This window comes from Rhizobium sp. TRM95796 (assembly GCF_025779995.1).
Taxonomy (GTDB): domain Bacteria; phylum Pseudomonadota; class Alphaproteobacteria; order Rhizobiales; family Rhizobiaceae; genus Rhizobium_E.
This window is the reverse complement of sequence record NZ_JAOXHE010000008.1, coordinates 339,084-350,588: the sequence shown is the minus strand read 5'-3', so window position 1 is coordinate 350,588 and position 11,505 is coordinate 339,084. Positions and strand designations below refer to the sequence as shown.

Below are 11,505 nucleotides of genomic sequence, written 5' to 3'. Positions count from 1 at the left end.
CCTAGAACAGGGCCTCTCATCGATCGCGAAGCTGCCCCAAACCACGATGTGCGACGGGCAACCGCAAAGTTCATACCACAAAAGTTCCGTCTATGTGAGCATATTCGTCAAAGCGTTGCGCAGACGGCGACTTGCGACGATAAAAGCTTGTTCGTTCGCAAGAACATACTTCCGATCCCGTCTCTGTCTTCATAAAAGCGATAAAATTAAGCCTCACCGCTCCCGTTTCTACTTTTTTTCCGGAGTGGCGGCAGCAATGTCCAGGGATTGATGAAGCCTTCGCCGCCCATGCGATCGTCGACCTCTGCGATTTGCTGGATCATCACCGGGGCCAACTGACGATTGGTCAGCAGAGTCAGCAACAGGACACGGACGTTCTCCTTGAAGTCGTCCGAGAGAAGGTCATCGAGCGAGATATCTCCGCATGCGCCCAGTTCACGACAAACGGCCTCCTGTCCAAGCGCCAGCAGGGGAAAGAGATGCTGCGATCTGCTCTTCGCCCCGAATTCGAAGCGGTATCCCGGCGCCGTGGCGGTCGGTGTGATGTCGTCGACCTGGCCATAGTCGGCGGACATCAGCACTTCGAAGATCAGTGTGCTGTCGAGAAAGGGATTGCCGTCGCCGAATCGCCCTTGCCGCTCGAACAGGGCTTTCCTGCGTCCGTCGAGTTTCGACTGCGGCGACGTCAGCGCGTCGGAACCGATGCAGTAGAAACCGGCGCAGGTCCGGCCGGTGAGCCGGTGAAGAAGCTTTTGGATCGTGCCGCTATAGCCGACATCCGCGATCAATCCAGGTCCGTCAAAGTAGCCCGATTCTTTGAGATAGGCGGTATAGGCCTCGCGGCGGCCCGTGAGGAAGTCACCGAGGCCCGGAGCATGGTTCGCCAGAATATGCGCCAACCAGTCGGCATCGGCGGGAAGCGACAACTGGCCGGCAGCGATGGCCGGGGAGACGCCGATCCGCTCCAATTGTCCGGACGTAATCGATAGTCGATCGCTGAAAAATCCCGATACCGAGCCATGATAGCTGAGACCTGCCGACAACTCGCCGATCGCATCCGAAAAGACCATTTTCAGCAACAGCGTCCGAGACGCGATCAACGGCCGTGACCGCAGGGACAGGCCGCGCGCCTCGCAGAAAGCAGTGAAGGCGCGAGACAGAAACTGACCTTCCCGAGAGATGAAGAAGATGGTCGGTTGCTCGCTTGTCTCGTCCGCGAGGGAAGACGCCTCGGTCGCCAAGGCCGCGAAATAAGCGTTGAGGAGAGGCGCCAGAGAAAAGACGAAGTAATTTTCGAGATCTTGCAAGCCGTCGTCAGTCAACATGGATCGCAACCTCGTGGTCATAAAATGGATCGCAGCCGACGGCTTCGGCGATCCTCAGCCAATGCGCCCTCAAGGCTCCGCTCATCTGCTCGAGGTCGATCCGGCGGTTGGTGCAAGCGCGAAACTTGTCGAGCGGATGCAGGACGGCATAGGTTCCTACACCGTGGTCGGTCGCGATCTGGACATCTGAGACGAGATTGTCGCCGAGGTGCAGGATCTGGTTCGGCTCGACATTCATCGCGCGCGCGACATGACCCCATATGCGACCGGTGTCCTTTCGCGCTTGCAAAGCCGACGACACGAAGACCTCGTGCGCCGCATGAATGCCTGCTTTCGTGATCAGGCGCCCGATCTGTTCCCGGCTGTAGTAGGAATCGCTGGTAAAGATGAGCCTCGTGCGCCGGCCGATCGTGTTGAGGGCGTCGACGATGGCGAGGCGAGGCTTTTGGTCGGCCAGATCAGCCTCGAATTCGGATTCAGAGAGCTCCGCCGGGTCCGGACTGCCGACGCCCAGAACAGCGACGAGCCGATGATAAATCTGCTCCAGTCCGACGTCGCCGACGAAATTCTGCTCCAGGCGGAGCTCCAGTTCGGTGCTGTTGCGGAGGGAAACAAAATCGTCGACGCTGCCGATCAGCCCGAGATCGACGAGACGTCGACCGACCGCGCGTTTGCCGATTTCGACATCCATGCTGCGCCGATAAACGATCGTGTCGAAGACGTCGCTCGAAACGACATCGGCGTTGGCGGCGAGGCGAATGAGGTTCGCCTTACTTTCCTTCTTGTAAATCGCCAGTTCGTCGTAACGATCGAGCCCGTAGCGGTTCGACCACGGCTCGTAATAGAGCAGGTTCGAACCCGACGATCGGCAGATCGAGCCGACGCATCGCTCCAACGCATGCTGCGGCGCGCCATCGGTCTGGCCGTCTTCCGCAGGAAAATCGGAATAACTCCAGGGATAGTCCAGCAAAGACTTCAGCGCAGACGGACGCATCCAGAACATACCTCCCACAGGATAGCTGTGAAAGCCGAATTCCGGCTCAAATCCCAGGCGCGCGGAGAGATCTCGAACCGATTGGCTGTTCTTCAGCGTATGATTTGCCCAGTGCGGGAGCTTGTGGAACGGCGTCAGGGCCAGCAGACCGATGGAGGGATCGTTCTGCATGAGTTGAAGATGACGATAGACGACGTGATGATCGCCCAGCAGGAACGTATGCGCATAACTTGCCCAACCCGCCTGTTCGCCGCCGGCATAGAGCGATTTTTTCGAATGCAGGTGAAGAACGTAATCGTATTCTTGCAAGTCTTCGCGAAAATCGACCAGCATCGGCCCGAAATTCCGACCACGATTTTCTCCGACACGGCATTCGACGAGACGTACATTCGGCAGGTCATAGAAGAGACGACTGGACTCTTCGATGTCCTCGAACGGCGTCGAGATCAACAGATCGAATTCGAAGCGGACATTGCTCAAGAGGTCGAAGAACCGCTTGAGGTAATCGCGGTAGAAGATGTGCAGATGGATGGCGATATGCGGGGAAGCGTCCGATTGCGCGGCATCGTCAGGCTCGGCATACTCGATATTGTCCGGAATCCAGGAAAACTCGCGCCAGGCGTCGGCGATCCCGCGCTCCTCATCCTGGCCCTTTGACGCATAGTGCCAGAGCGGCGAATGCTCGGCGGCGATCACGTCCGGGTGTGAGCGCAGATATCCGATCGAATCGAATTTCGCCGAATATGAGCGGCCGTCATAGGCGGACCGGTTGAGGAAATGTGAAACGACTTCCTCATGGGAAATTTCAGCGCCGTAACGCGATCGATAAAAATTCGAATTGATGTGTCCGGATGAGATGAGGCGCTTCAGGCCCTTCTCATGAACACGAATCGTCATGGGACCGGTTTTTTCGGCTTCCGCATGACTGACGATGTCGTACCCCTTCGCCCGCCCTTCCCGGAGATAGTGAAGGATGGGCGACACTCCGCTCTCTTCCACCTCCGGATAGGCGTCCAGATACGCCCGGACATTCATCTTGGCGGAGTAGGAACGACCATCGCTTGACGAGTGCCATTTGAAGTGATCGAGCACCGCGTCGTCCGATATCGGCAGATTGTAACGGCGGCGGAAGAAGGCGGCGTCTATGAAGCCGCCTTGAAAGAGCGCGGAAATTTCAGAAGACGACAGAAAGAGGTATTTGCGCGGCTGTGTGCGGGCGTCCGGGGATCCGTTCTCGGTCCGTGAGGCAAGGTCGCCGCCTTCGTCTTCACCCGCCATGCTCATTCATTCGCCTCCGTTTCCGCTTGGGCCAAGCCGTCGGAAAAATTTATAAGACACCCCAACAATAAAAAAAGGGGGCAGAGCCCCCTTTTCCAAGACGAGAAGTGACGCCGTCTTCAGATGACGTCGAAAAACTTGTCCGGGTTCTTCTTGAGCTTGGCGAGATCCGTGTCCTTGATGGTGATCTTGCCATCCTTGCCGAGGTTGATCACGACGTCGCCGCCCTTGGTTTCCTTGGCGAGCTTGAGGATGTCGCCGACCTTCTTGATTCCAGCCACGCCCTTGGCGATCTGGATCACGTCCTTGCCAAGTTCGAACTTGGTGATCGTGTCGTTGCCGCCCTTCTTGCCGAAGACAAAATCGTCCTTGCCTGCGCCGCCGTTGAGGGTGTCGTTGCCCGAGCCGCCAGTGAGGACGTCATTGCCGTCGCCGCCGAACAGCTTGTCATTGCCGGAGCCGCCGAACAGCTTGTCATTGCCGGAGTCGCCGAACAGTTGGTCATTGCCGGAGTCGCCGTACAGCTTGTCATCGCCGGTCTTGCCCTTGATGATGTCCTTGCCGCCAAGACCCCAGATCTTGTCGTCTTTGTTTTGACCAAAGTCGCCGTTGAGCTTGTTGTCTTTGTTGTTACCCTTAAGTGTGGCCATTGTTGCCCCCTTTTCCTGCTTGAGCGCCGTTTACGCAGCCGGAAAGTTGCACAGGTATCCCTAAAATGCAAATGCAAAAATCACAGGATCTTTGAAACTGAAAATTAATGCTTTCCCAATCCGCGCCCCTACTATTTGCGAAGCGTCTAGCTGAAGCATAGAAAAGCAAGTAGATTCAGCAATGAACTTGAACACACTGAAGAAGAGACCGGTCAATTGGCGCACTGTTGTGCGCCTGCAACAACAGCCAATTTTCTTATGCACCGCACAAAACCGAGCGTGGCTCATTCCCGGAGACGGCGTCTCGCCCCGAGCTTTGACACCCGGCCGACAGGAGGCGAAGGCGTAAGGCGACGTCTCGCAAAGTTTCCGAATTCCGAAAAGAGACGGGCAGACGCCGCCTTTCGACGGGCCTGCCCGGCTGCTCTCAGGCTAAAATTCGTCAAAACGTCGCAGTGATCGGATCAGGGCCGATTCGGGCCGCCGGCGAATCGAGATCTGCGAGTTTCGCCACGTCCGAATCATCGAGGACAAAATCGAAGACCTGAATGTTTTCAGCGATTCGGCTCGGCGTGACGGATTTGGGGATGACGATCAGCCCGGACTGGATGTGCCAGCGGATGATCACCTGGGCGGCGCTGCGGCCGTGCTTTTCGGCGATCGCGGCGATGACGGGATGATCCAGCAGTGCGCCCTGGCCGAGCGGGCTCCAGGATTCGGTCGCGACGCCGAGTGAGGCGTGTTTTTCGCGCAGCGCCTTCTGCTGGAAATCCGGATGCAGTTCGATCTGGTTGAGCGCCGGCGTGACGCCGGTCTCGGCGATGACGCGGTCGAGATGTTCGGCTGCGAAGTTGGAAACGCCGATAGAGCGCGCCCGGCCCTCTTCCTTCAGGCGCGCCAGCGCTTTCCAAGCCTCGACATATTGGCCGCGATGCGGCGACGGCCAGTGGATCAGATAGAGATCGACATAATCGGTCTTCAGCCGCTTCAGGCTTTCGTCGAAGGCGGCGAGCGCGCTGTCATAGCCCTGCCGGTCGTTCCAGAGCTTGGTGGTGAGGAAGAGCTCGCTGCGCGGCAGACCGGATTGGCGTATGCCGTCGCCGACTCCCTGTTCGTTTTCATAGATCGCCGCGGTATCGACATGGCGATAGCCGGCCTCGATGGCGGTGCGCACCGCGTCCGCCGCGCCGTCGTTCGGCGTCTGCCAGACGCCGAGCCCGATCTGCGGGATCTTCGCGCTGTCATTCAATGTCATAAGGGGATTGTGCGTCATGATGTTCTCCTTGCCTCATGCGTCGGACCTGTCCGCCGCCGGGAAAGCGGATCTCGGCGGCGCGAGCGCGCGCCCCGCCTTGCCGCGCGTCACGATATAGGCTTTATTTCCGGCAAACCAACCAGTGGCAGCGACAAACGATCGACCCATGACCGAGGTTCCCGCAGAAACGTCGAACGCCGCCCCCGCGCGTCGATCCGACAAACGCCTGATCCTGCTGCGCCACGCCAAATCCGCCTGGCCGGATGGGGTCGAGGATCGCTTGAGACCGCTCGCGGATCGCGGTCGTCGGGCCGCGCCGCTGATGGGCGCCACTCTCGCCAAACGTCGCCTGACGCCCGACCTCGTTCTGGTGTCGCCGGCGCGGCGCACGGAGGACACCTGGTCGCTGGTGCGAAAACTGCTGCCTGAGACCACGTGCTCGCAGACCGAGGATAGGATCTATGAAGCCAGCGCCGAGACCTTGCTGGCGGTGGTCCACGAAACGAAAGCCTCGATCAAGACCCTGATGATCATCGGCCATAATCCCGGCCTCGAAGATCTCGCCCGCCGTCTCCTCGCGTCGCGCGAGGGTGAGCATGCCGAGCGTCTCCTCAAGAAGTATCCGACCGCGGGGCTCGCGGTCTTCGACTTCGAAGGCGCGGATTGGTCCGCCGTCCAGCCGGGCAAGGGGCGCCTCAAGGCCTTCGTGACGCCGAAGTCGCTGGCCGGGAAAGGCTGACCGCGTTCCTGAATCAAAGCACCCGCAGCATGGTCTTCGGTCCGATCAGCGGCAGAAGCCTCTCCATGTCGCGCCTGGCGATCGCCACGCAGCCTTCGGTGGGCGTGTAGCCGGGGCGGGTGAGGTGAAAGAAGATCGCCGAGCCCGCGCCCTGCTTGCGCTCGCTCATATTCCAGTCGAGCACGAGGCAGATGTCATAGAGACTGTCGTCGCGCGTCAGCACCTCATGGCTCTTGCCGAAAGGGATCCGGACCGGGCGGTTGTAATTGGCGTCCCCCGGCGCATCGCACCACAGCATCCAGCTCCGGATGGGGATGAGCTTCAGCAGGGAGCGCGGAGGGGCGCCATGATCGCGGCGATAGAAGCCGTAGAGAATCCGCATCGCGGCGATCGGCGTCGCGCCATCGCCTTCACGCTTGCGGCTCGACCGACCCGAGCGGCCGAGCGCGGCGCGAAAGGTCAGAGAGCCCGCCTGGACGATGGCGCGCCGCCGATCGCCGGGAGCGGGACGCACAATGATCTCGGGGAGCGGTTTTGCTGGCATCATCGCCTCCGGACGCTATTTTCACAGAGAATTGTGTTGCAGGTGATGTTTTTTCCGAAGCTAGGAAGGGGTGGAATCGCCCTGGCCTTGCCCTCGCTGCGTATTCTGACATACCAATCGATTGACTCGTTGCAAATGAGAGAACGACGCCATGAACGCCCGCAATCTTCTTCTCGTGGATGACGACCAGGACCTGCGCGAAGCGCTCGTCGAACAATTGTCGCTCTACGAGGAATTCCGCGTCGTCGAAGAAGCAAGCGCGACCAAGGGCATCCAGACAGCCCGTTCCGAACAGATAGACCTCCTGATTATGGATGTCGGCCTGCCCGACATGGATGGCCGCGAGGCGGTGAAGCTGTTGCGCAAGAACGGCTTCAAGAGCCCGATCATCATGCTGACCGGTCACGACACCGACGCCGACACGATCCTGGGACTGGAAGCCGGCGCCAACGACTATGTCACCAAGCCCTTCCGCTTCGCCGTATTGCTCGCCCGCATCCGCGCCCAGCTGAGACAGTACGAACAGAGCGAGGACGCGACTTTCAATGTCGGCCCCTACCTGTTCAAGCCGGCGCAGAAGCTGCTGACCGACCAGGACGGCAAGAAGATCCGTCTGACGGAGAAGGAAGCGGCGATCATTCGCTATCTCTTCCGCGCCGGGCAGAAATCGGTCAGCCGCGACGAATTGCTGGAAGAGGTCTGGGGCTATAATTCCGGCGTCACCACCCATACGCTGGAAACCCATGTCTACCGCCTGCGCCAAAAGATCGAGCGCGACCCCTCCAACGCCGAAATTCTCGTGACCGAGAACGGCGGCTACAAGATCATTCCGTAAGGCAGGACAGGCTTTGGCGCTCAAGGACGATATCGCGCTGTTTCAGCGTCTCTCGATCTTCCGGGATCTGAGCGAGGACCATCTGCGCCTTCTGGCCTTCGGCGCCGAGCGCCGCCGCATAGAGCCGGGCCGCATCCTATTTCGCCAGGGCGAGGCCGCCGACGGCGCCTATGTGGTGACGGCGGGGCGTATCGACCTCGTGCGCTATTCTCCCTCGCGCGGCGAGCACAAGACCGGCGAAGCCGGACCCGGCTCGATGCTGACCGAAATCGCCATGGTCGCCGAGGTGGAGCGGCAGTTCTCCGCCGTTGCGGCCGAAGCCAGCGAAGTGATCCGTATCTCCCGGGCGCTGTTTCACCGCATGCTGGAGGAATATCCGGAGGTGGCGGTGTCGCTGCAGCAACGCCTGCGCGAGAACTTCACGAAGCTCGCCGCCGATCTGGAGGCCCTGTCGTCGAGGCTCACGTGACGGCGCGCGGCGACCACGGCAACAAGGGCGCCGAGCCCTACCGGGTCGGCTTTCTGTTGCTGCCGGGTTACGCTCTGATGTCCTTCGCCTCGGCGGTGGAACCGCTGCGCGCCGCCAATCTCTTAGCCGGCAAAACATTGTTCGAATTGCGCTTTTTCGGCGCGGAAATCGACATGGCGGAATCCTCCGTGGGCGTGCTTGCCCCGGTCGAGCCGCTGCCGCGCGAGGCGAGTGAACTCGACATTCTTCTCGTGGTGGCCGGCGGCGATCCGGCCCGTTATCTCGCCAATGCGCAGCTGACGGCGTTCTTCAGACGGATGGCCCGGTCGGGTCTGGCGCTGGGAGGCATTTCAGGCGGCCCGCTTCTGCTCGCGGCGGCGGGCCTCTTGGCCGGACGTCGTTTCACCGTGCATTGGGAGTATGCCGCCGCGTTGACCGAGCGCTGGCCCAACCTGGTGCCGGAGCGGGTGCGCTTCGTGATCGATCGCGACCGGATCACCTGCGGCGGCGGCGTCGCCCCGCTCGACCTCATGCATTCGCTGATCGAGGATCGACACGGTCCGGATTTTGCGCGGGCGGTCAGCGACTGGTTCCTGCATCGGCATGTCGATCCGCCCACCAGCCCGCAACGGTCGTCGGTGACGGCGCGCTACGGCATACGCCATGCGGGGCTGATCGCCGTGCTCGAGCGAATGGAAACCTCGGTGGAAGAGCCGGCGAGCCGGGCGGAGTTCGCAGCGCTCGCCGGCGTATCCGAACGCCATCTCGACCGGCTGTTCGCCGCCCATCTCAACGCCAGCTTTCAGCAGGAATATCTGCGCATCCGTCTGGAGCACGGCCGGTCGCTGCTCCGGCAGAGCCCCATGAAGATCTCCGAGATCGCGCTGGCCTGCGGCTTTTCCGGCGCCTCGCAATTCTCGCGCGCCTTCCGAAGGCTCTATGGCGAGAGCCCGAGCGACATGCGAAAATAACCAAAACCTCTTTCCTGTGGCGGCGTATTCCTGTTAAGATTTTTCCCATCAGGAAATTCGGAAAGCGCAGAGAATGACGACAGTCGAAGCTGGCCATGACGGCCTGCCGTTCCAAAACCCGCATGCCGTGCGCGAGGATGCGCGGGAAAACAATCTGGAGCGGGCCATCGGCCATGAAGTCCGCACACTGCGCAAAAAGCTCGGCATCACCGGCTCGGATCTCGCCAGCGCCACCGGGATCTCGCTCGGCATGCTCTCCAAGATCGAGAACGGCAACACGTCTCCCTCGCTGACGACGCTGCAGGCGCTGGCCCAGGCGCTGGGCGTGCCGGTCACCGCGTTTCTCCGCCGCTTCGAGGAAAGCCGCAACGCGATGTTCGTCAAGGCGGGCGAAGGCGTGGAGCTCGAACGCCGCGGCACCCGCGCCGGCCATCAGTACAATCTGCTCGGCCATATCGGCAACAACACGTCCGGCGTCGTGGTCGAACCCTATCTCATCACGCTCACCACCGATTCCGATGTTTTCCCGACCTTTCAGCACGAAGGGCTCGAATTTCTCTATATGCTTGAAGGCGAAGTCCACTACCGCCATGGCGACAAACTCTATCCGATGACTCCCGGCGACAGCCTGTTTTTCGACGCCGATGCGCCGCATGGACCCGAGGTTCTGGTGAAACTGCCGGCGCGTTACCTGTCGATCATCTCCTACCCGGAAAAAGCGCGCGGACGCCGGTAAAATATCTTTCATAACAGTTGAACTAATTTCATGTGGGTGATATTTGTCCGGGCGTAGGAACTGGAGAATAAACCCATGTGCGGCATTGTTGGCCTCTTCATCAAAGACAAAAGCCTGGAGCCCGAACTCGGCGCGCTGCTCTCGGACATGCTGATCACCATGACCGATCGCGGCCCCGATTCGGCCGGCATCGCGATCTATGGCGGCGCGGAAGGCGGCAAGGCGAAAATCACCGTGCAATCGGCATCGCCGGAGACGGATTTCGCGGGCCTCGACGCAGATCTCGCCAAAGCTGGCGTCGGCGCTTCCGTCGAACGCAAGAGCACGCATGCAGTTATCGAAGTGGATCAGGCCGACCTGCCGCGCATGCGCGAGATTCTCGCCGAAATCCGTCCGGGCATCCGGCTGATGGGGTCGGGCGAAAGCGTCGAGATCTATAAGGAAGTCGGCTTACCCAAGGATGTCGTCGCCCGTTTCGGCGTCCGCGCCATGAAGGGCACCCACGGCATCGGCCACACCCGCATGGCCACCGAAAGCGCGGTCACCACGCTCGGCGCCCATCCCTTCTCGACCGGGCCGGACCAGTGCCTGGTGCATAACGGCTCGCTCTCGAACCACAACAATCTGCGTCGTGAACTGATCCGCGAGGGCATGCGCTTCGAGACCCAGAACGATTCCGAAGTCGCCGCCGCCTATCTCACCGCCGAAATGGCCAAGGGCAAGGATCTCGGCGAAGCGCTGACCGGCGCGCTCGACGATCTCGACGGCTTCTTCACCTTCGTGGTCGGCACCAAATCCGGCTTCGGCGTGGTGCGCGATCCCATCGCCTGCAAGCCCGCCGTCATGGCCGAGACCGACCAGTATGTCGCCTTCGGCTCGGAATACCGCGCGCTGGTCAATCTGCCGGGCATCGAGAACGCCCGCGTCTGGGAGCCCGAGCCGGCCACCGTCTATTTCTGGGATCACGACAAGGCGGCCTGAGCCCGTCCGCGCTTCAAGACAGGAAAGTTAGAAATCCATGCCAGTATTCGATCTGTCGCAAACGCCGCTGCGCGATCTCAACAAGGCGCTGCACGGCCTCGCCGCCGGCGCCAACGACACCAATTTCGAAGTGATCAATCCGCGCGGCCACCACGCCGTCGCCGTCGGCATCGACAGCCCCGTCACCGTCGAGGTCAAGGGCTCGGTCGGCTATTACTGCGCCGGCATGAATGACGGCGGGACCGTCACCGTGCATGGCTCGGCCGGCCCCGGCGTCGCCGAAAACATGATGAGCGGCGCGGTGGTGATCGAGGGCGACGCCAGCCAGTATGCCGGGGCCACCGGCCGCGGCGGCCTGCTCGTCATCAAGGGCAACGCGGCCTCGCGCTGCGGCATCTCGATGAAGGGCATCGACATCGTCGTCCACGGCTCCATCGGCCATATGTCGGCCTTCATGGGCCAGTCGGGTCATCTCGTGGTCTGCGGCGACGCCGGCGAAGCGCTCGGCGATTCGCTCTATGAAGCCAAGCTGTTCGTGCGCGGCTCGGTCAAAAGCCTCGGCGCCGACTGCATCGAAAAGGAGATGCGGCCCGAACATCTCGAAAAGCTCGCCGAGCTTCTCGAAAAGGGCGGCGTCACCGGCGTCAAGCCCGAAGAGTTCAAGCGCTACGGCTCGGCGCGCAAACTCTACAATTTCAACATCGACAATGCCGACGCTTACTGAGGCA

At 60.9% G+C, this 11,505-nt stretch carries 12 protein-coding genes; 7 read left to right on the top strand and 5 right to left on the bottom strand.

The annotated features are described in order from the left end of the window. Positions 1-206: 206 nt before the first annotated feature. From OCK01_RS18180 to OCK01_RS18165, 4 genes are all read right to left on the bottom strand, one after another. On the bottom strand, positions 207-1,241 hold the full coding sequence (locus tag OCK01_RS18180) for a hypothetical protein (RefSeq protein WP_263825131.1): 1,035 nt from the start codon (positions 1,239-1,241) through the stop codon (positions 207-209). A gap of 73 nt (positions 1,242-1,314) precedes the next feature. Then, positions 1,315-3,603: a rhamnan synthesis F family protein gene (locus tag OCK01_RS18175; RefSeq protein WP_263825130.1), complete on the bottom strand. Its 2,289-nt coding sequence runs from the start codon at positions 3,601-3,603 to the stop codon at positions 1,315-1,317. Between the two features lie 113 nt (positions 3,604-3,716). Beyond that, complete coding sequence (locus OCK01_RS18170; RefSeq protein WP_263825129.1) at positions 3,717-4,247, bottom strand: calcium-binding protein; 531 nt, start codon at positions 4,245-4,247, stop codon at positions 3,717-3,719. A gap of 442 nt (positions 4,248-4,689) precedes the next feature. Further along, positions 4,690-5,520 carry an aldo/keto reductase gene (locus OCK01_RS18165; protein WP_263825128.1) on the bottom strand — a complete coding sequence of 277 codons (831 nt, stop codon included), beginning with the start codon at positions 5,518-5,520 and terminating at the stop codon, positions 4,690-4,692. A 148-nt stretch (positions 5,521-5,668) separates the two neighbouring features. Here OCK01_RS18165 and OCK01_RS18160 point away from each other — a divergent pair, with 148 nt between their 5' ends. Next, a complete protein-coding gene (locus tag OCK01_RS18160; RefSeq protein WP_263825127.1) occupies positions 5,669-6,241 on the top strand; it encodes a SixA phosphatase family protein in 573 nt (190 codons plus the stop codon). Between the two features lie 13 nt (positions 6,242-6,254). On the opposite strand, the gene OCK01_RS18155 is transcribed toward OCK01_RS18160, so the two are convergent. Continuing rightward, positions 6,255-6,785, bottom strand: coding sequence for a L,D-transpeptidase family protein (locus OCK01_RS18155; RefSeq protein ID WP_412179027.1), 531 nt, complete (start codon positions 6,783-6,785; stop codon positions 6,255-6,257). Positions 6,786-6,936: 151 nt separating this feature from the next. On the opposite strand from OCK01_RS18155, the gene OCK01_RS18150 reads away from it, so the two are divergent. The 6 genes from OCK01_RS18150 (at position 6,937) to OCK01_RS18125 (ending at position 11,501) form a co-directional block, all read left to right on the top strand. After that, entirely contained in the window at positions 6,937-7,620 is a 684-nt protein-coding gene (locus OCK01_RS18150) for a response regulator transcription factor (RefSeq protein ID WP_182828151.1), read from the top strand. A gap of 13 nt (positions 7,621-7,633) precedes the next feature. Beyond that, the gene (locus OCK01_RS18145; protein WP_182828150.1) at positions 7,634-8,089 is read left to right on the top strand and encodes a cyclic nucleotide-binding domain-containing protein; all 456 of its coding nucleotides are present in this window, start codon (positions 7,634-7,636) and stop codon (positions 8,087-8,089) included. A gap of 77 nt (positions 8,090-8,166) precedes the next feature. Beyond that, positions 8,167-9,060 (top strand): GlxA family transcriptional regulator, encoded by an 894-nt coding sequence (locus OCK01_RS18140; protein WP_263825186.1) that lies wholly within the window; start codon positions 8,167-8,169, stop codon positions 9,058-9,060. A gap of 73 nt (positions 9,061-9,133) precedes the next feature. Continuing rightward, the gene (locus tag OCK01_RS18135) at positions 9,134-9,796 is read left to right on the top strand and encodes a helix-turn-helix domain-containing protein (protein WP_263825125.1); all 663 of its coding nucleotides are present in this window, start codon (positions 9,134-9,136) and stop codon (positions 9,794-9,796) included. Between the two features lie 75 nt (positions 9,797-9,871). Continuing rightward, positions 9,872-10,777, top strand: a complete 906-nt coding sequence (locus OCK01_RS18130) for a class II glutamine amidotransferase (RefSeq protein WP_263825124.1) — start codon at positions 9,872-9,874, stop codon at positions 10,775-10,777. 37 nt (positions 10,778-10,814) lie between these two features. Then, positions 10,815-11,501, top strand: coding sequence for a GXGXG domain-containing protein (locus tag OCK01_RS18125; RefSeq protein ID WP_182828147.1), 687 nt, complete (start codon positions 10,815-10,817; stop codon positions 11,499-11,501). The last annotated feature ends 4 nt before the right edge of the window (positions 11,502-11,505 follow it).